A 19336-nucleotide genomic window follows, 5' to 3' on the forward strand; every position below is an offset into this window, starting at 1 on the left:
GGCATGATCGGGGCAGACACGATCCCTCTAAGCCGTTGGTATTGTGGTTACTGGAGATAATCATGGATGTTTCTGTCGCGTTGTGTACTTATAACGGAAACGAGTATCTTCGCTCGCAACTTGAGAGCATTCTCACGCAAACTCGCGAACCCGACGAAATCGTAATCTATGATGACGGTTCGACTGACCAGACTCGTTCACTTCTCTCCTCGTACGCGAGGGATTATCCCAGTCTGATTGATCTCCACTTTAATGAGGAAAATCTGGGCCCGACTCGAAATTTTGAGCGAGCAATCGGGTCCTGTTCGGGTGACGTGATTGCAGTGTCCGATCAGGATGACGTTTGGCGAGATAATAAACTCGAGGAACAGCTTGCGGCGTTCAACGATCAGGAAGCGTCGTTGATCTACCACAATTCCGTAGTTGCTTCAGAGTCATTAACTCCGGAAACGACGTTATGGGACTCGCTATCGCCACCATATCAACTAGACAATCGGAACCAATTGTCACAATTTGAGAGCTTAGTCCGGCGTAATTATGTACAGGGGGCGTCAATGCTTTTCGACGCCGCACTCCGAAATCACTGCCTCCCGATTCCGGAGTATTGGAATTATGACCACTGGATTGCGGCTATTGCTGCTTGCAGAGGTGGAATCCATGGATTGGACAAACAGTTACTCATCTACCGGCAACACGAGAATCAAGCTATCGGTGTAACACAATCCTCCTTCCCGCGGCGCGTACTCGGAAGTCTAGTTTCAACCGATGTGCAGTATCGGGAAAGCGTCACGCAGTGGACGGCACTTTCTACTGCCATCGAGCAGATGGACACCTCCGAAATGTGCATCGAGAAGGACGTTGCACTCCGTGCCGTGGAGTCACGGATACGCTACGAGGAGTCGCGGGTAATTATCCATAACGGAAAATCACGGCCTGCACTACATCACTTCATCCGTAACCTGCGTGATGGTGGCTATCAGCAATTTGGAGACCACTGGGCTGTAGCCGGACGAGATCTACTTGAGTTGCTGGTCGGGGCGATATTGTAAGATCCACTCTGCGTGTATTGTTCAGGTGTTGAATTCGGGGACGTTTAATCGATAGCCACCTATAACTACCGTTAGATTACGTAATGTGAGTATGAGTGCACAGGTTGAGAATGTGGTACTAATCGTTGCTGACGCTCTCCGTCCTGACCGGGTGGGCGCGTATTCTGGCGGCGAGCTTACGCCAAATATCGATCAGCTCGCAGCAGAGGGGCAGATCTTTGAGAACTGTTTTGCCTGTATTAATGCGACTGATTCTTCGATGACAACCCTTCTGACCGGGTTATACCCGACGAGCCATGGAATATTGAACCATGGAAAGAATATCACCACGGAGGAAATGGAGTATGTATCCGCGACGACCCCACTGCCGCAGCGTCTTCCAAGTCACTATGAGACCGTCGCGTTTGATAAGTTAGAACGGTGGCATGATCGGGGGTTCGACAGGTACATTAATGTGAATTCGTCAGACGAAGAGGGAAATCATCTCCTACGGCACCTATCGAACGCTGTCCAGGAACTTCCGTCGCCTGTCGAACGGTTTATTCGGCGGGGATACCGAACACTTCGTTCCGGCGATCCTATAACTGAGTCAGAGCGTCTCACGAAGCGCGTGAGTGCCGCTATTGAGGATGCAGACTCCCCATTTTTCCATATGGTGCATTATTGGGATACACATATTCCGTACCTCTCTCGGGAGCACCATCCGGACATCATAGCAGAACGGAAATATGATGACACAAGGCCGTTAGACGATGTTCTTGACCCGATCCAAGGGAGTCAGTGGGCAGAACACTTGAACAGGTTGCGGGGCACCACAAGGACTGTTGCAGAGATGTCGAGAAAATATGATGCGGGGGTATGGGCAGTCGATAACTCGATCGGGCAGGTCATCGACAAGTTACGGGCGGAGGGTGTGTACGACGAGACTGCGATAATAGTGACCGCTGACCATGGAGAGAGTTTCACAGAGCACGGCATCATTTTTGACCACCATGGTCTATACGATTCTACGGTTCACGTTCCATTACTAATTCGGGCACCGGGATTCGAGGGCCGGGAATCAGACTTCGTCCAACATTACGATATTGTACCGACGATCCTAGATCTGCTCGATATCGACTATCAAGAAGCGGCCTTTGATGGAGTCTCTCTTGCTTCCTCAGATATTCAGTCACTCGATCGGGACGCAGTCTATGCAGAAGAAGGCCATACGGCACGACGACGAATGATTCGAACCGACTCCTACAAGTACATCAAACGATTAGATAACCAAACTGTCTGCAGGTACTGTGGAATCCAACATGCTCCAGAGAGAGAACTCTACGATCTAGATGCGGACCCGGATGAGTGCCAGAATATCATCGACACGAATCCTGACTTAGCCCAGGAACTTGACGAAAAGCTCGAAACCTGGATCGAAAGACGCCAAGCCCCTAGGAAAGATGATGGGTCTTACGAGCTAAGCAGTGATGTGGAGGACCATCTTGAGGAAATGGGATATCTCTAAGTTGCTTGGCGAATCTCTTTGACGGTCTCCTGCATCTTTGTCCCAAGCGTCGGCGATAAGAGAACAAAGAACGTGTACAAGATCACACCAAGGATAATAACTGAAATCAATTTCAATAACGAATCTACATGGTAGAGCTGGGTCAGTATATACAATACTCCTGCCATTCCAAGAGACGCACCGAAGCATTCGATGATTTCTCGTGTCGGCAATCGGATTCGGATGAACTTCCGCAGGTAGAAGAAATGAAGCCCATCATTCACCAGTGAAGAAATTACCGTGGCGAGCGCGGCCCCAATTATTCCGAACTCTATGATTAGCATGACGTTCAGCACCGCGTTCAACACGAGACTCACCACCGTTGCACGCGCTGCAAGGTCAGGCTTATCAATGGCCTGAAGAGATCGCCCGATGATGGCTTGCACTGCCTGAAAGACTTTATCACCCATCAATAGTATCAGAACCAGCCAAGCCTTCACGTACTCCGCTCCAAATATGAGTCCCAGAATCTCCTGTGAGAACAAGAGCGTCCCGAAGAACGCCGGAATGACTAGCACAAGTGATGGAGTTAATACAGAGGGAATAAGATCCTCTATACGTTCCTTCGAACCTATCGCATCCCACTTACTAACCTGTGGGAATATCGTAGTGGAGATTGCACCGCTAAAGAGAATCGAGATCGAGGTGACTCGCCACGCCAACTCATAGGCACCGACGTCTGACTGCGTCAGGAAGACTCCGATTATCACTACGTCCATCCAGTTGTAAAAGTATCCGCCAATTGACGATATTACATTATATTTCCCGTAGTCAACCAATGAGGTAATTTGTTCTCGAGACGGCCACCGTAACGGTACAGTCAGTTTATACCATCCAATTAGCAGCATCACGACTAGACCGCTAAGCAGGCCGTAAATTAATCCGACAGCGCCGAATCCATTGTTAACGAGCACCCAGGCAACGGTGAACCATGTACCCTGACGGATGAACCCAATAATAGCCGTCTCACCAACCCGTAACTCTCCCTTCAGTACCTCCATCGATAGCATACCGACCTCTTGTAGTACGATGGCGGCGGCGAGAAGGTGTGCAACCTCTGCGCCAAGATAGCTGTTGATCGTTGCTGAGAACACACTGATGCCAAGAACGATAAGGGTCAGTGGGCCGAGTTTTAGGAGAATTGCAGCCGCCAGATACGCTCCTGGGGTATCTCCTTCACTCATTCGTTTTTCGACAGAGCCACGCAGTCCGAAATCTGCAGGAATTGCGAGAATTCCAAGGAGGGCCTCAAATAGGAAGAAGACTCCGATAATCCCGGAGGTTAGTTCCCGAGCGAAAAACGTGATGCCAAGGAACCCAATTACTGTCGTCGCGAGTCTCGAAACAAACAGCTTCAGACTTGATCTGGCAATATCCATAACAAACTAGAGGGGTTCGTCGAATTAATCCGTAATTAGAGCAATCACCATCGTCGTGATAGATAGTAGTATCGGAACACCCACCGGACGGTTCTAGATACAACGTCTCCGACTCTCATCACCAGACCTAATACCTCGACCCGTAACCACTCTCGCCAAGCATATGATTCACGATGTCGAGGTTCGTGACCTCCAAGTGAACGCAGATGAACGTGGGCATCTCGTGGAGGTGTTCCGTGAGGATTGGCCAGAGTACGATATTGATCCGGCAATGTCGTACTACTCGATGACCTATCCGGGCATTATTCGGGCATGGCACCGCCACTTGGAGGGCCAGAACGATCATTTCGTGTGTCCACAAGGACGTATCAAGGTCGGAGTCTACGATGACCGTGAGGACTCCCCCACCCAAGGGGAACTGAATACGTTCGTGATTGGGGAACACAACCAGCAGGTGATCCATATCCCAGGAGACTGTTGGCATGGGTTCAAGACGATCGGTGACGAGCCCGCAATTCTCATCAACTACCCGACTAAGCTCTACGACTACGAGAATCCAGATGAAGAACGCCTCCCATATAACACAGACGAAATACCTTTGGACTGGGAGGAACCTCCCCACGAATAATGAAGGGTGTCTTACTCTCAGGCGGGACAGGGTCCCGCCTCCGACCAATAACTCATACCGGACCCAAGCAATTGGTCCCGGTCGCGAACAAACCAGTCCTCGAATACGCGATTGAGGATCTTAAGGAGGCTGGCATCACTGAGATCGGCGTCATCCTCGGAAACAAGGGCCGAGACGAGATCCAAGAACTCCTCGGCGACGGCTCAGACTATGGCGTCGACATCACGTACATCGTCCAGGGGAACCCCCTCGGACTCGCGCACGCCGCGGGCTGTGCCCGTGACTTCGTCGGCGACGACGACTTCGTGATGTACCTCGGGGACAACATCCTGAAGTCCGGCGTCACTAACCTCGTCGAGAGCTTTCAGGCGGGCGACTACGGCGCGGGAATTGCCCTTCAGGAGGTAGATAACCCCCAAGCGTTCGGGATCGCGGACGTCGACGACGCAGGCAAGGTCACACAGCTCATCGAGAAGCCCGACGACCCGCCGACGAATCTCGCGCTCATCGGGATGTACGTGTTCTCCCCGGCGGTGTTCGATGCGATCGACGACCTCGAACCGTCGTGGCGCGGCGAACTCGAAATCACCGACGCAATCCAGGACCTCCTTGAAGACGGCTACGAAATCGACTCACACGTCGTCACCGGATGGTGGAAGGACACCGGAAAGCCTGAGGACATTCTCGAAGCGAACCGACTCGTCTTGGAGGACAAGGAGCTGAAGACTGCTGGCGTCATCGAGGACGGCGCAGAGACCGACGGGCGCATCGAACTCGCGGAGTCAGCGGTCATCGAGGACGGCGCGGTGGTCCGCGGTCCGGTCTCCATCGCGGAGAACACGATCATCAAGCGTGGGACCTATGTCGGGCCGTACACGTCGGTTGGCGCAGACTCGACGCTAGAAAACGTCCACATCGAGAACAGCGTCGTCATTGGCGACTCCGAGATCACCGCGAACGGCCGCATCGTCGACAGCCTCCTCGGGCGCGGCGCGAATGTCGGGAGCGCGGACAAACTCCTGCCCGAGGGCCGCCGGCTCGTCGTCGGTGAGAACTCCCAGCTCAAACTCTAACGATGCGCATCATCACTCATACTTGTCCCGTCTGTGGCACCGTCGTCGCGGCGAACGAACTCGAAGACAACCGCGTGATGAAGTGTCCGGGACTCGGCTGTCAGGAAGTACTTCGCTTCGAGGACCTCTCTGAGGACGCACGCGAGCACTTCCTCGAACACCGGGACCGCTACCAGATCTAGCGGAAAGCCTCCCGAACGGCCTCGATATCCTCGCGTATCGTCGGCTGAGACCGGCCGAGCGTCGACTCCACGTGTTTGATATCGAGACAGCTGTACGTCGGCCGTGTCGCGACCCGTTCGATATCTTCCATCGACCCTTCGGTGAGCAGCTCCTCACCACTCCCGACGTACTCGGCGATCACCTCCCCGAACTCGTAGGGGGAGACACACGAAGAGCACGCAACGTGAAAGAGACCGGTGGCCTCCTGCTCGATCAGATCCAGCAGTGATTCTGCTGCCTGGCCGGCACGCGTCGGCGTCACCCACTGGTCGGTAAACAACGGGATGGCGTCCCCCGAGCGGAGTTGCCCGCGAACCCATGCGGGAAAGCCCGTGAGATCGCCAGTACTGCGGTGGACACCCCACACGAACGAAAGGCGAGCCACGAGCGCGTCCGTCGTCTCTTCGGCGACGGCCTGCTCACCCGCTAGCTTCGACTCGCCGTACACCTGTCTCGGATTCGTCTCCGCCGACTCGCTGTATGGATCGCGTTCCCTCCCGTCGAAGACGTAGTCCGTCGACACGTGAACGAACTCGACATCGTTCGCCGTACAGGCAGCCGCGAGCCCGCCAGGTGCGTCGCCGTTGAGGAGATGGGCTCGTTCCGGATCTGCTTCACAGCCATCGACATCCGTCATCGCAGCACAGTTGACGACGACATCAGGATCGTGTTCGCTGACAACGTCATCAAATGAGGCGTATTCTCCGAGATCGAACTGCGTAAGCCGAATGTCGAACGCCGGTTGCGTCGAGTGATACGTCCCACAAACGCTCCAACCGCGTTGTTGACCAGCGCGTACAACGTTACTGCCCAAGAGGCCGTTTGCGCCGACCACAAGAAGTTGCATACAACAGAGTACCGATAGTACTGTAAATAGGTACTGTGAACACCGTCGTACATGCGAATTCTCGTCACTGGCGGCGCCGGGTTCATCGGCTCGAACTTCGTCCAGTACGTCCTTGACGAACGCGAGGACGACGAGGTGGTCACACTGGATGCGTTGACGTACGCGGGCTCGAAAGACAACCTCGACGGTGTGCTCGACGATCCTCGTCACGAGTTCGTTGAAGGCGACATCCGCGATCGCGACCTCGTCACTGGCCTCGTGAGCGATGTCGACGCGGTCGTCAACTTTGCCGCGGAGTCGCACGTCGACCGGTCGATCGACGGTGCGGAACCGTTCGTCTCGACGAACGTCCAGGGGACACAGACACTCCTCGATGCCGCCAAGGAGACAGATATCGATCGTTTTCTCCAGATCTCGACCGACGAGGTGTACGGGCAGATCCTCGACGGGAAGTTCTCCGAGGACGATCCGCTCAACCCCCGGAATCCCTACTCGGCGACGAAGGCTGGTGCGGACCTCCTCGCACGGAGTTTCCAGACAACCCACAACCTTCCCGTCCTCATCACACGTACCTGCAACAACTTCGGTCCCCGCCAGCACCCCGAGAAGCTCATTCCGAAGTTCATCAAGAACGCCGCCGCAGGTGAAACCCTTCCCGTTTACGGGGATGGATCGAACGTGCGCGAGTGGATCTATGTCGAGGACAACTGCCGGGCACTTGACGTGGTCCTCCAGGAGGGGAAAGTCGGCGAGGTCTACAACATCGGGAGCCACGCGGAGAAAACTAACCTCGAAGTCACCGAGGCGATTCTGGATGCTGTCGGTGCGGACGACGACCTAATCGAATTTGTCGAAGACCGCGCCGGTCACGATCAGCGCTACGCACTCGATACCAAGAAAATCGAAGCACTCGGTTGGGAACCAGAATACACGTTCGAAGATGGTCTCGAACAAACCGTTGAGTACTACCTAAACTGACGATTTTGCCGTCAAAGTGGAAATACTCTGTTAATAAAACAAGCCTCTGAGAGCAAATCACGAGTGAACAAAGTGATTAAGCATACTGTTTCGCATCTCTACGTATGACCCAGAAACTCGCTTTTGTGACCGATAAATGCCCGCACTATCGAACAGGCTTCTTTGAGCGGCTTGAAGAACGCTTAGCCGATCGGTTCGAAATGACGGTGTTCTTTACCGATGAAAAGGAGGGATGGCAGGCATATGGGGATTTTTCCTACCGCTCTCTGTGGAACACTCGCCTGCGTGAACACTACGAGTTTGCTCCCACAGTGTTTTATCTGCTCAAACAGTACGACCCAGATCTCATTGTATCAGGTCCAGTTGAGCAGTTTGCAGGTCACGCAGCGTATCTCTACAGCCAAGTGTTTGCCATTCCGTTTGTCCTCTGGACTGGCGAGTGGAATGTTCCGAAGACCACACTCCGAACGGTCACATTCCCCTTAATTCGGCGTATCTACCGAGGAGCAGATTCAATTGCTGTCTATGGTCCCCATATTAAGGACTACATCACGGATCTGGGGATCGACCCTGATAAGATCCACATCGCGTGGAATACAACGGATATAGACTACTTCGCTACTGCAACAGATGTTGACACAGAATCACTCCGCGACGAATTGGGAATTCCTACGGACGCTCAAGTCATACTATACGTTGGAAGACATGTTAAAGAGAAGGGATTGAACTATCTCATTGAGGCGTATCGCGAGTACAGTGATAACACAGACGCTACGCCGTATCTCCTCCTCGTCGGCGACGGTGATCTGAAAGAGGAGTACATGGACCAAGCGGCAGATCTCGATACAGTCCTGTTCCCTGGATATGTTGACAATGAGGAGTTGCCGAGGTACTACCGACTTTCGGATGTGTTCGTACTTCCGTCCATCCAAACAGAGGAGTTCAGAGAGCCATGGGGACTGGTCGTTTCTGAAGCGATGGCATCCGGGACGCCGGTCATTGCCACAAGTCAAGTCGGTGTTGCAGCAGCTGGTGTTGTGAAAGACGGAATAAACGGATTCATCGTGCCAGAACGGAACCCGAGAGTGCTCAGTGAACGTCTCGAACGGATCCTGGGCGATGACGAACTTCGCAGGGAGATGGGATCGGCTGCGCAGGAGACAATCAGTTCCTATGATTACGATCGAATGGTCGATGGATTCGTAGGCGCGATTGACGACGCGATTGGCCGATCGTAGTAGGGCGTCAAACAGAATCCGCTGAGTAATCGATGCGATGGTCGACGACGGGTGGTATTGTGCACCCGAGTCTACACGAGGATCGGATAGAAGCTCGAGGAATTTGCGGAGCGAGAATGAATTGTCCTGAGGACTCACCCCGAGGTACTCGTATTACTTATTTCAGCGAAATTGTCGCCATCGTCTCCACCTACATCATTCGTGTCACGTCTTCGATCTCGACTCTCGAGCTGCAATGAAGAGAAGGAGCGCACAGCCCCAGAGCCCAGGCTGGAACAACGGAAGGAAAACAAAACTTCATTCAGGACTGGGAAATAATCGGGTCCAAATTTCGCAACAATATTCGATCGTGTGCGGGTGGATATGTATCAACAGCCCAGCAATCACACAGCCGGCAGGAACTTCCTCTCCCCGCTCGATGGCTAGGCAGCCGAGCAGTACGATAGCCGGAACTGCGGTTGAAAGAACAAGCGTGTTAGGGTTCGGAGCGAGGAACGGCACCATCGAAATCCCGAGTACATACGTTAGTTCCTCACTGACACCACGCCGGATATGGTAGCCGATGAGCCCGAGCCCACCTACAAGGATAGCCAGACGGAGTAGATGCTGAAACTCTCCTATGCGTAAAACGGGTTGAACCGACCAGCATCCCACTTGACAATCGGAAGTCGATCTCCCCATCCCTTGCCGGCCAATAGCACGTCTACGTATGCGAGGTGCGTTTCAACGCCGAAATCAGGACACTTACTGATAGTGTAATAACCGTCGTGAGAGATGCAGCCAGGAACCGTCTTCGATCACGTAACAGGTGAGCTCCGGAAGGTGCATAGATTGTTTAGACTAGTTCCCTTCAATAGGTGTCGATATATCGAACATCGTGAGGAGATCGAATAGAGAAGGGCACAGAGAAATTCTGCACCCTTTGAACCGCACTTCACAAGGCTTATCCTCGTTTTCCAAGTCCATCGATGCAATGAGTCGAAGCGATAGCGACACGACCCCGGACGGCGGAAACGCCGCCACCTCCGTCCCGGGCCTCGACTACTCCTTCGCGGGGAAGTCGGCCACCGACGTTCTCGGTGACCTCTATCACATCCCGACGCTCCTCGCGGTCGTCGCGTTCATGCTGTGGGTCCGCCTCCAGTCCTACAGCAACTTCATCCGCGATGGACAGGTGTACTTCAACGGGAACGACGCGTGGTATCACCTCCGCGAGGTCCGGTACACCGTCGCGAACTGGCCCGCCACGATGCCATTCGACCCGTGGTCGTACTACCCGTTCGGCACGACGCAGGGACAGTTCGGCACCCTCTACGATCAACTGGTCGCGACTGCCGCCCTCATCGTTGGCCTAGGTTCACCCTCCGCCGATCTCGTCGCCAAGACCCTCCTCATCGCGCCCGCCGTCTTCGGCGCGCTCGTCGCGATCCCCACCTACCTCATCGGGAAGCGCCTCGGCGGCCGACTCGCCGGTCTCTTCGGAGCCGTCATTCTGATGCTCCTGCCGGGGACGTTCCTCCGCCGCGGACTCGTCGGCTTCGCCGACCACAACATCGCGGAGCCGTTCTTCCAAGCGTTCGCGGTCGTCGCTCTCATGATCGCGCTCGCGGTCGCCCAGCGCGACCGCCCCATCTGGGAACTCGTCCAGGCCAGCGAATGGGACGAACTGAAGCCCACTCTCACCTGGAGTGCGCTCGCGGGCGTCGCCGTCGGCCTCTACATCTGGACGTGGCCGCCGGGCGTCCTCCTGTTGGGCATCTTCGCCGTGTACGTCGCGTTCCAGACTGTCTCCGACTACGCGGGCAACCGCTCTCCGGACCATGTTGCGTTCGTCGCCGTCGTTTCGATGGTCGTCGCGGCGCTGATGGCCCTCGTGAAATTCGAGGAAGCTAGCTTCGCGCCCTCGCAGTTCAGCCTCATCCAGCCCGTCTTCGCGCTCGCGACCGCCGCGGGCGCCGTCTTCCTCGCGCTCCTCGCGCGCCAGCTTGACACCCGCGAGTTCGAGGACCCGCGCATGCGCGACCACGGCTTCGCAGCCACGGTCGGCATACTTGGCGCGGTCGGCGTCCTCCTCGTCATCTTCGTCGAGGCGGCGCCGTTCACCACGATCGAGAGCAACCTCCTGCGGTTCGTCGGCTTCTCCGCGGGCGCACAGACGCGCACCATCGGCGAGGCCCAGCCGTTCCTCCAGTCCGGCCTCGTCCAGTACTACGGCGGCTTCGGCGTCGTCATCGCCGAGTACGGCTTCGCGTTCATCACCGCGCTCGCGGCGGCTGTGTGGATGCTCGTCAAGCCGCTGTGGAAGCGCGGCACCACGAGCGACTACTACTACCTCGCCGCGTCGGCGCTCGTCGTCCTGTTCGTGTTCGTCGGCTCGCCGATCTTCAACGACCTCGCGAACGGGCTCGGGCTCAACCCGCAGGTGGCGGGCCTCGCGCTCGTCGCGCTGCTCGTGTTCGGCGCGGTCGCGCGCGTCCGCTACGACGCCGAACACCTGTTCGTGTTCGTGTGGGCGGCGTTCATCACCGCGGCGGCGTTCACGCAGGTGCGCTTCAACTACTACCTCGCGGTCGTCGTCGCGGGGCTGAACGCCTACTTCCTCCGAGAGATCCTCGCGGTCATCGGGATCGACTTCTCGGCGGACCTCTCGATGCCGGACGTCGAGACGTACCAGGTCATCGCGGTGGTGCTCGCGGTGCTGGTCGTCCTCGGCCCGGTGCTGGTCGTCCCGCTGTCGCTGGGGAGCACCGGCCAGGTGTCCATCGACAAGACGAACACCGCCGTCGGCGTCGGCAACAGCACCGGCCCGGGCGCGGTGACTATCTGGGACGAGAGCCTGCAGAAGATGAACGAGAATACGCCCGCCGAGGGCAACCTCGGCGGCGCCGGCAACGCGGACGACCTCGACTACTACGGCAGCTACCAGCGGCCCGCCGACGGCGACCACGACTACCCGGAGGGGGCCTACGGCGTGATGTCGTGGTGGGACTACGGGCACTGGATCACCACGCGCGGCGAGCGCATCCCGCACGCGAACCCGTTCCAGCAGGGCGCGACCTCCGCGGCGAACTACCTGCTCGCACCCAGTGAGGAGGAGGCAAACGAGGTGCTCGCGAACATCGACGACGACGGCGAGGCCGAACAGATGCGGTACACGATGATCGACTGGCAGATGGTCACGGTCGGCTCGAAGTTCGGCGCGCCCGTCGTCTTCGACGACGACACGAACGCCTCCGACTACTACGCGCCGACGCTGCGCGCACAGGAGACCCAGCAGGGCACTCGCTACGGCGTCGCCTTCCAGGACAAGAAGCAGCGCTACTACGAGAGCATGATGGTGCGGCTGTACATGTACCACGGCAGCCGCGCCGACCCGGCGGTCCAGACGCCGTTCGGCGACCGGGTGATCGTCTTCGACTACGACACCGTCTCCGCCGAGGACGGCACCAGCTACAAGGTGCTGCCGCAGGGCGAGAACGCCTCCGCGATCCGCACCTTCGCCAACGAGAGCGCCGCACAGCAGTTCGTCGAGGAGGACGGCACCGCCCAGATCGGCGGCGTCGGCGCGTTCCCACGCGAGTCCGTGCCCGCGCTGGAGCACTACCGGCTCGTGAGCACCTCCGAGACCTCGGCGTACTCCTCGAGCCAGTACCAGCGGTCGGTGCTTCGGGAGTCGCGGTCGCTGGGGCTACGCCCGTCGCTGCTGCAGCAGACGCAGCCGCAGTGGGTGAAAACGTTCGAGAAGGTGCCCGGCGCGACCGTCGAGGGTGACGGCGCCGACCCCAACGAGACAGTCACCGCGACCGTCGAGATGCGGGTGCCCGAGGGCGGTACCGGCGGCAACGCCTCGACGTTCACCTACGAGCAGCAGGCGACCGCGAACGAGGACGGCGAGTTCGAGTTCACCGTTCCCTACTCGACGGCCGGCTACGACGAGTACGGCCCGGAGAACGGGTACACCAACGTGAGCGTCCGCGCGACGGGTGCGTACACGGTCACCGGCGAGGTCGAGAGCAACGAGTCGGCGTACATCGTCCGCAACCAGGGGACGTTCAACGTGAGCGAGGGCGCCGTCAACGGCGACACCGACGAGACCGCGACGGTGACGCTATCCGAGGAAGTCCTCCGTGCGCCCGAGGGCGCTCAGAACGGCTCGGAGACGAACAACACGACCGACGGCTCCGACAACACGAGTTCGCTGCCCGCGGAGTTCGACTCGCTGGAGGGCCTCGACTCGACGAGCGACGACGGGTCGACCGCCGGCGACGACCCGAGCGGCGGGTCGTTCGCGGGAACGGGTGCGACGGACGGGGCCGAACCGGCGGTCCGCGCTCCGATCCGTCGAACCGTCACCCCGTAGATGACGGATTCCAGCGGCGATGACGCGGTCGACGCGGCGGACGCTCAGGAAGCGACCGGATCGGCGGACGCGACCGACACGAGCGCAAGGGGCGATACGAGCGGGACAGCCGACACGAGCGGGACAGCCGACACGAGCGGGACAGCCGACGCGACCCTGATCGAACGCGACGAGGGACCGCTCGGCACGTACCTCCGCGGAGTCGCGATGGGGACCGCCGACGCCGTCCCCGGCGTCTCCGGCGGGACCATCGCGTTGATCACCGGGATCTACGACCGCCTCATCGCCGCGGTCACGGCCGCCTCGCCGTCGCTCGCGCGGCGCGCGCTCGAGGGGATCCTCGGCGATCGCGACCGGCTTCGCGCCGTCTGGACCGACATCGACGGGGCGTTCCTGCTCGCGCTCGGCGCGGGAATCGCCACCGCGATCCTCACGGTCACCCGGGTGTTACACGTCGCGCTGGAGACGGCACCGGTGCTCACGTACGGCTTTTTCTTCGGGCTCATCGGCGCGTCGGCGGTCGTGCTCAGAGACGAGTTCAGCGTCGACACGGCCGGCCGGGCCGCCGCGGCCGTCGCGGGTGTGGCGATCGCGTTCGTCGCCTCCGGGCGCGCGTCCGCGGCGCTCGGCGAGACCGCGCTCGCGACGTTCCTCGCGGGGGCGGTCGCGGTGAGCGCGATGATCCTCCCCGGGATCTCCGGGTCGCTCCTGTTAGTCATCCTCGGCCAGTACGACCGCATGACCGAGGCGCTGTCCGTGTTCGTCGACGCGCTGTTGGCGCTCGCGACCGGCGGGCCGACAGCGACGGTCGTCGAGACGGGCGTCCCGGTCGTCGCGTTCCTCGCGGGCGGCGTCGTCGGGTTGTTGACCGTCGCGCACGCGGTGCGGGCGGCGCTCGCGGCTCGTCGCGAGGTGACGCTCGCGTTTCTCATCGGCCTCATCGTGGGCGCGCTCCGGGCGCCGGTCGCCCGCGTCGGCGAGGAAGTGGCCGCGTGGACCGCCGCGGTCGGCGCCGAGTTCGCCGTCGCGGCCGCGGTCGGCGCGCTGCTGGTCGTCGGGATCGACCGCCTCGCCGGCGGCGTCGACCTGGACTGACCGAACTCCGGCGACGCCGACCCGGTCGGGCAGCCCGGCCGCGACCCGCGGGCGTTTTGTCCCGCCGTCACCCAGCACCGATATGAGCGACGAGGCTTCGAGCGCGACCGACACGGAGGGGAGCGTGGACCCCGTTCGCGAGGTGACCGTCCACGCGTCGGGTCACGAGCACGTCAGCGCCGAACACGCGAGCACCTTCGAGGTGACGAGCGACGACTGGCTCACGTCCGCGGGCGACTGTATCCTCGCGGTGGACGCTGACACGACCCCCGCGGACGTGCCCCGATCGTTCGTCGAGGCGTGTCGCTCCCGGGATGCGACGATCACCGCGGAGTTCCGCGCCGCCGACGCGACGGAGACCGTGACGGGCCACGGCCATCCCGACCTCTCCTACGAGGGCGACCGGAGCATGGTCGGCCGGACGAGCGACTACGTCGACGAGCGGACGATCATGATCGGAGCCGACAAGGCCGCCGCGGAGTTCGACCGACGACTCGTGACGGCGCTGGAGCGAGGCGCGCCCTTGACGGTGACGCTGCGGGTCGACCGGTAGCCGGCGTCAGTAGCCGACGGGGGCGATCGCCCGGCTCCCCGACCACGCGGGCGACGGTTCTTGTACGATGCCGCCCGAGGGCGACTCATGAGCGACGACGAACCGGCCGAGAACATCAGCGGCGGTGGCGCCGGCGGGGGCAGCCCGGCGGCGTTCGAGGCGGCGGCGGACCCGGCCACGCGTGGGGAGGCGGTCGTGGACGCGCTCGGCGACCTGTTCTGGCGGAAGGCGTACGGCGGACAGGACGCCTTCGAGTGTCTCGTCCGGACGATCCTCTCACAGAACACGAGCGACAAGGCGAGCCAGCCGGCCCACGACGCGCTAATGGCGCGGTACGGGCCGGAGAGGGAGGGGACAACGGAAAGGGTCGACGACCTCGCGGCGTCGCTGGCGAACGCCGCGCGGGACGAGCTCGCCGAGACGATCTCCGGGGCGGGTCTGTACAACATGAAATCCGAGCGGATACTCGCGCTCGCCGAACGCGTCGTCGAAGAGTACGGCGGCGCCGACGGGTTCGACGCGTTCGTACGGGAGGAAGACCCGAGGAGGGTCCGCGAGACGCTGCTCGAGATGAACGGCGTCGGCCCCAAGACGGCGGACTGCGTCCTGCTGTTCGCCGGCGGCAGTGGCGGCGTCTTTCCCGTCGACACGCACGTTCACCGGATCTCACGCCGGATGGGGCTGGCGCCAGCTGACGCCGATCACGAGACGGTCCGCGAGGCGCTGGAGGCGTCGGTTCCGCCCGAGAAGTGCGGGTTCGGCCATACCGCGATGATCCAGTTCGGTCGCGAGTACTGCACCGCCCGCGAGCCGGCGTGTCTGGAGGGACCCGAGGCCTGCCCGCTGTACGATCGCTGCGACCGTGTGGGTATCGACGAACTCGTGGGGGAGGCAGTCGACCCGAGCGAGGCCGTCGCTGACGAGTGAGGACGCGACGCCGCCGGCCGGGCGATCCTCACGCGAGTTCTGTCCGAATCGCCCGCTCGGTCCGATCGATCGCGTCCCGTACGCGCGGGTACAGCGCCATCACGGACGCGTCGTCGTACCCGCCGAGGTCATCGCCGAACAGCATGTCGAGCGCCTGCTCCAGCGACGAACGCGCTCGTGACAGACGCTCGTCCGCGGACTGAGCGTCGCCGCGGTCGGCGGTCGCAGTCGCCGCGTCGACCTCCTCCAGCGCGGCCGAGAGCCGGTCGACGACCTCGTCGCCGCCGCGATCCCGTCGAGCGAACTCGCTCGCCAGATCGAGTAGGACCGACAGTTCCGCTCGCAGCGTACGTGCGAGACTCGCCTTCCCGGTCTCGATCCCCTCCCGGACCGCCTCGCCGTCGTCGCCGAAGTCGGCCGGGATGACGCGGTACGATCCGGGGCGCCCCTCGCCATCGACGATCTCCACCGTGTATGCGCCGTCGCGGTGGACTGCGACGGCGAAGCGGTCCTTCTCCACGGGGGACCCGTCGTAGACGACGCCTGCGTAGTCCTCGACGATACGGACCTGTGCGATCCCGGCGGCGCTACGGCCGTCCCCGCGGATCCAGCCGGCGTCCTCGTTCGCGACGACCGTCAGATCGCCCGCCGAGCCAGCCCGGAGGAGTCCGCCATCATGGACGAATCCCACCGCCAGCGGCGCGATCCCCGGTGCGTTCACCGTGAGTCGATGCTCGCCGGGCGCGACATGTAGGTAGCCGAACCCGCCCGCGTTAGTGACCGACGCGACCGGGTCCTCGCTCGCGAGTTGCGTGCACAGTTCAACTGGCGGCCCGCCGAAGGAGACGGAGATCGAGTCCGCGAGCGCGTCGCGCGCCCCACTGGTCACGCGGTCAAGGGTCCCCTCGGCTCCAGCCTGGAGCAGCCGGACTCGACCGACGAGGCGGTTTCGCAGTCCCGACGGCGACTCTCCGTCGATGCGCCGGCGATGGGCGGGGTCGGTGACGTCCGCGAGGGGGTCGTGGAACCGCTCCTGTTCCCACGGGATGCCGACCGACGTGATGTGGCTCGCGAGCCGGTCCTCCACGAAGCCGGGGACGGCGAACTCGAAGCTCAACTGCGGGCCGACGAAGTCGTCGATCACGTCGCTGACGGCTTCGATCGGCTCGAGCGCGTAGGTGGCGTCGCCGTCCGTCGTGCTCTCGGGGTGCGTGAGGACGAGTCCGGGCACGCGAAGCGGCAGCGACTCCGGGGGCCGGGGAAGCCCGCGCCAGTCGGTCACGGTGACCGCCGGGTCGATGAACCCCTCCGGGCCGACCGAGAGGTCCGGGTGGTCGTCGAGGCGGTGCCCGTCGAGCTCCGGCATGACGAACGGGAGTCGCGCCCCCTCGTCGCGCGGGAGGCCGTAGGCGAACCGTGTCAGCTCCCCGGACGCGACATCGACGAAGTCGTTCGACACGTCGGAGTTCCAACTGCCGCTCGCGAGTCGCTCGAACGTCGGGACGCGTCCGTTGACCTCGCTCGCGCTCGAGTGGGAGCCGACCTCCGCGAGGACGCCCGGGCGAGCGTCCCCCGAGAGATCCGGATCGAGGAACTCGTTGTTCGGGACCGACCGCGAGTGGGCACTCGCCGACAAGAGCAGGGGCCGCCCGGACTCGCGGTCGACGAACACCTGCAACAGCTCCCAGTCGTGCCAGTGGAAGTTGACCGTGAACTGGTCGAACACCGAGTACTGCCAGTACTGGATCGCGTCGATGCCGTCCGCGGCCTCGACGACGTTGTAGAACACGGTCGGGGCCGGCGGCTCGCCCGTCTCGGCGAACGCGGCCGTGTACTCGTCGAGCGCGGTGAACCCGTCGACGACCGGTCCCTCAGCCGTCTCGACGACGTACGGGCGCGGATCGGTCGGGAACCACTTCTCCAGGCGCCCGTAGTAGAGGTCGGGCGCATACCGGCTGACCAGCGCGGACAGTTCGTCGGTCGGCATCTCGGTCGGCGCCTCGGTCGATGTCTCGGTCGCGTCCGCGGTCGGCGTCTCAGTCGCGGAGGGCGTTCCGGTCGATGGCGAGCCCTCGGAGCGCGTTGCGCCCCACGCGCCGGCGATCCCGGCGGCGCCGAGCACACCCACACCCGCGATCCCGAGGAGGCGACGACGGCGCTTGTCTGGGCTGCCCCGCTCCGAGATCTCGTCTTCGACGCCGTCCTCGGCGACGCGTTCGGACGTGATCGTCTCGTCTGCCGACCCCTCGACGGGCGGATCGTCGTCCGCCCCTGGATCTGGTACCACGGCTACTCTGCACAGTTCACGCAAGGACCCGATATATGTCTGTCTGCGTCCCGTTCGTTCCAGATCTCGCAGCGACCGTGCCAGTGGGAGACAGAACCGACGGCCATTCGAGCGTCGTCGCGCCCCTCAGTCCACCGAGCACTCCGCTGCGGGAACACCCTCGACGGGCGCCTCAGACTGCTCGTAGGTGGTCTCGCCGGGTGCCGCCGAGAGCATCGGCAGCGAGAGCGTGTAGTCGAACGCGAGCGCGAACCGCGAGAACGGGTCCGCGAGGAACGTCTCGGGGTTGCCGACGCCCGCGAAGACGACGCCCGTGCGGAGGCTGATCACCTCGAACTCGCCGGTGTGCCCGATCGCCGACATCCCGAGCGTCCCCTTCCCGCCGAGGTTCGTGAACAGCGAGGTGTACACCGAGACGTCGATCGTCGGGCCCTCGGTGCCGATGTCGAGGTCCCGGCCGTCGCCGAAGCAGTCCTCGGGGGCGGCCGCCGCGGGCGCGACGGCCGGGCCCCCAACGGCCGCAAGCGACACGAGGAACGCGAGCACGGCGTGTGTCGGATCCGGACGGCTCACAGCGTCGCTTCGGCGGTCGGCGTGAAAAGTCGTCCCCGCCGGCTATCCGTCCTGATACTCCGGGTCCTCGCGTTCGATCCCCTCGATGAGGTACGTCGCGCTCGCGGGGTTCGTCGCGAGCGGGACGTCGTGGACGTCGCAGACACGCAACAGCGCGGAGATATCCGGCTCGTGGGGCTGTGCCGTCAGCGGATCACGCAGGAAGACGATCCCGTGACAGTCGCCGTTGGCGACTTCAGCGCCGATCTGCATGTCGCCGCCGAGCGGTCCCGAGGACTTCCGTTCGACGGTGAGGTCGGTCTCCTCGTTGAGGCGCTTGCCGGTCGTTCCCGTCGCGAGCAGGTCGTGGGCGGCGAGTATGTCGGTGTACTCGCGGGCGAACTCGACGAGGGTGTCCTTCTGTTCGTCGTGGGCGATGAGCGCGAGGCGCATACACGGTCCTCGATAGCGTGGGACTTGAGTACCGGCGGTGGTCCCCCTCGCGCCAGTCACCGACGTTTAGCGGGCGGTATCATTCCGTGTCGTACCGCGAGCGAGGGCCGTAGGCCCGAGTGAGCGGCTATTTTGGCATGAACGGGTTT

The 19336-nt window shown here is 61.4% G+C and carries 16 protein-coding genes; 11 read left to right on the top strand and 5 right to left on the bottom strand.

Features of this window, described 5'->3' with window-relative positions:
* Positions 1-62: 62 nt before the first annotated feature.
* Both ABJD39_RS01770 and ABJD39_RS01775 read left to right on the top strand, forming a co-directional pair.
* Positions 63-1049, top strand: a complete 987-nt coding sequence (locus ABJD39_RS01770; protein WP_348611326.1) for a glycosyltransferase family 2 protein — start codon at positions 63-65, stop codon at positions 1047-1049.
* Between the two features lie 91 nt (positions 1050-1140).
* Positions 1141-2556 carry a sulfatase family protein gene (locus ABJD39_RS01775; RefSeq protein ID WP_348611329.1) on the top strand — a complete coding sequence of 472 codons (1416 nt, stop codon included), beginning with the start codon at positions 1141-1143 and terminating at the stop codon, positions 2554-2556.
* Here ABJD39_RS01775 and ABJD39_RS01780 read toward each other — a convergent pair.
* On the bottom strand, positions 2553-3974 hold the full coding sequence (locus tag ABJD39_RS01780) for a flippase (RefSeq protein WP_348611332.1): 1422 nt from the start codon (positions 3972-3974) through the stop codon (positions 2553-2555). The genes ABJD39_RS01775 and ABJD39_RS01780 overlap by 4 nt on opposite strands.
* Before the next feature lie 163 nt (positions 3975-4137).
* Here ABJD39_RS01780 and ABJD39_RS01785 point away from each other — a divergent pair, with 163 nt between their 5' ends.
* Genes ABJD39_RS01785 through ABJD39_RS01795 form a run of 3 tightly spaced genes read left to right on the top strand, consistent with a single transcriptional unit; the run spans position 4138 to position 5857 of the window.
* Entirely contained in the window at positions 4138-4602 is a 465-nt protein-coding gene (locus tag ABJD39_RS01785) for a dTDP-4-dehydrorhamnose 3,5-epimerase family protein (protein ID WP_348611335.1), read from the top strand.
* Positions 4602-5675, top strand: coding sequence for a glucose-1-phosphate thymidylyltransferase (locus ABJD39_RS01790; RefSeq protein ID WP_348611338.1), 1074 nt, complete (start codon positions 4602-4604; stop codon positions 5673-5675). The genes ABJD39_RS01785 and ABJD39_RS01790 overlap by 1 nt, the downstream gene beginning before the upstream one ends.
* 2 nt (positions 5676-5677) lie before the next feature.
* A complete protein-coding gene (locus ABJD39_RS01795) occupies positions 5678-5857 on the top strand; it encodes a hypothetical protein (RefSeq protein WP_348611340.1) in 180 nt (59 codons plus the stop codon).
* Here the strand turns inward: ABJD39_RS01795 and rfbD are convergent.
* Positions 5854-6744, bottom strand: coding sequence for a dTDP-4-dehydrorhamnose reductase (gene rfbD, locus ABJD39_RS01800; protein WP_348611343.1), 891 nt, complete (start codon positions 6742-6744; stop codon positions 5854-5856). The genes ABJD39_RS01795 and rfbD overlap by 4 nt on opposite strands.
* Positions 6745-6795: 51 nt before the next feature.
* Here rfbD and rfbB point away from each other — a divergent pair, with 51 nt between their 5' ends.
* The 6 genes from rfbB (at position 6796) to ABJD39_RS01830 (ending at position 15895) form a co-directional block, all read left to right on the top strand.
* On the top strand, positions 6796-7722 hold the full coding sequence (gene rfbB / locus ABJD39_RS01805) for a dTDP-glucose 4,6-dehydratase (protein ID WP_348611344.1): 927 nt from the start codon (positions 6796-6798) through the stop codon (positions 7720-7722).
* 104 nt (positions 7723-7826) lie between these two features.
* On the top strand, positions 7827-8960 hold the full coding sequence (locus ABJD39_RS01810) for a glycosyltransferase family 4 protein (RefSeq protein WP_348611345.1): 1134 nt from the start codon (positions 7827-7829) through the stop codon (positions 8958-8960).
* A 973-nt stretch (positions 8961-9933) separates the two neighbouring features.
* Positions 9934-13320: an oligosaccharyl transferase, archaeosortase A system-associated gene (locus tag ABJD39_RS01815; protein WP_348611347.1), complete on the top strand. Its 3387-nt coding sequence runs from the start codon at positions 9934-9936 to the stop codon at positions 13318-13320.
* A gap of 207 nt (positions 13321-13527) precedes the next feature.
* The gene (locus ABJD39_RS01820) at positions 13528-14415 is read left to right on the top strand and encodes a DUF368 domain-containing protein (RefSeq protein WP_348613683.1); all 888 of its coding nucleotides are present in this window, start codon (positions 13528-13530) and stop codon (positions 14413-14415) included.
* Between the two features lie 82 nt (positions 14416-14497).
* A complete protein-coding gene (locus ABJD39_RS01825) occupies positions 14498-14968 on the top strand; it encodes a DUF371 domain-containing protein (RefSeq protein ID WP_348611350.1) in 471 nt (156 codons plus the stop codon).
* A gap of 87 nt (positions 14969-15055) precedes the next feature.
* Positions 15056-15895, top strand: a complete 840-nt coding sequence (locus ABJD39_RS01830) for an endonuclease III domain-containing protein (RefSeq protein ID WP_348611353.1) — start codon at positions 15056-15058, stop codon at positions 15893-15895.
* Positions 15896-15923: 28 nt separating this feature from the next.
* On the opposite strand, the gene ABJD39_RS01835 is transcribed toward ABJD39_RS01830, so the two are convergent.
* The 3 genes from ABJD39_RS01835 to ABJD39_RS01845 all read right to left on the bottom strand — a co-directional run bounded on the left by ABJD39_RS01835 (position 15924) and on the right by ABJD39_RS01845 (position 19187).
* The gene (locus ABJD39_RS01835) at positions 15924-18182 is read right to left on the bottom strand and encodes a hypothetical protein (protein WP_348611355.1); all 2259 of its coding nucleotides are present in this window, start codon (positions 18180-18182) and stop codon (positions 15924-15926) included.
* A 126-nt stretch (positions 18183-18308) separates the two neighbouring features.
* Positions 18309-18755, bottom strand: a complete 447-nt coding sequence (locus tag ABJD39_RS01840) for a DUF7332 family protein (protein ID WP_348611357.1) — start codon at positions 18753-18755, stop codon at positions 18309-18311.
* A gap of 42 nt (positions 18756-18797) precedes the next feature.
* Positions 18798-19187: a methylglyoxal synthase gene (locus ABJD39_RS01845; RefSeq protein WP_348611360.1), complete on the bottom strand. Its 390-nt coding sequence runs from the start codon at positions 19185-19187 to the stop codon at positions 18798-18800.
* Positions 19188-19336 lie beyond the last annotated feature (149 nt).

Origin of the sequence: Halobaculum rarum, from assembly GCF_040025155.1 — an archaeon.
GTDB lineage: Archaea > Halobacteriota > Halobacteria > Halobacteriales > Haloferacaceae > Halobaculum > Halobaculum rarum.

Excerpts from the sequence above, each read along its gene's own strand:
- ABJD39_RS01795 (WP_348611340.1), top strand. The coding sequence starts at position 5,678 with ATGCGCATCATCACTCATACTTGTCCCGTCTGTGGCACCGTCGTCGCG.
- ABJD39_RS01775 (WP_348611329.1), top strand. The coding sequence starts at position 1,141 with ATGAGTGCACAGGTTGAGAATGTGGTACTAATCGTTGCTGACGCTCTC.
- ABJD39_RS01770 (WP_348611326.1), top strand. The coding sequence starts at position 63 with ATGGATGTTTCTGTCGCGTTGTGTACTTATAACGGAAACGAGTATCTT.
- ABJD39_RS01815 (WP_348611347.1), top strand. The coding sequence starts at position 9,934 with ATGAGTCGAAGCGATAGCGACACGACCCCGGACGGCGGAAACGCCGCC.
- rfbB (WP_348611344.1), top strand. The coding sequence starts at position 6,796 with ATGCGAATTCTCGTCACTGGCGGCGCCGGGTTCATCGGCTCGAACTTC.
- ABJD39_RS01830 (WP_348611353.1), top strand. The coding sequence starts at position 15,056 with ATGAGCGACGACGAACCGGCCGAGAACATCAGCGGCGGTGGCGCCGGC.
- ABJD39_RS01845 (WP_348611360.1), bottom strand. The coding sequence starts at position 19,187 with ATGCGCCTCGCGCTCATCGCCCACGACGAACAGAAGGACACCCTCGTC.
- ABJD39_RS01825 (WP_348611350.1), top strand. The coding sequence starts at position 14,498 with ATGAGCGACGAGGCTTCGAGCGCGACCGACACGGAGGGGAGCGTGGAC.
- ABJD39_RS01780 (WP_348611332.1), bottom strand. The coding sequence starts at position 3,974 with ATGGATATTGCCAGATCAAGTCTGAAGCTGTTTGTTTCGAGACTCGCG.
- rfbD (WP_348611343.1), bottom strand. The coding sequence starts at position 6,744 with ATGCAACTTCTTGTGGTCGGCGCAAACGGCCTCTTGGGCAGTAACGTT.
- ABJD39_RS01810 (WP_348611345.1), top strand. The coding sequence starts at position 7,827 with ATGACCCAGAAACTCGCTTTTGTGACCGATAAATGCCCGCACTATCGA.
- ABJD39_RS01790 (WP_348611338.1), top strand. The coding sequence starts at position 4,602 with ATGAAGGGTGTCTTACTCTCAGGCGGGACAGGGTCCCGCCTCCGACCA.
- ABJD39_RS01785 (WP_348611335.1), top strand. The coding sequence starts at position 4,138 with ATGATTCACGATGTCGAGGTTCGTGACCTCCAAGTGAACGCAGATGAA.
- ABJD39_RS01820 (WP_348613683.1), top strand. The coding sequence starts at position 13,528 with ATGGGGACCGCCGACGCCGTCCCCGGCGTCTCCGGCGGGACCATCGCG.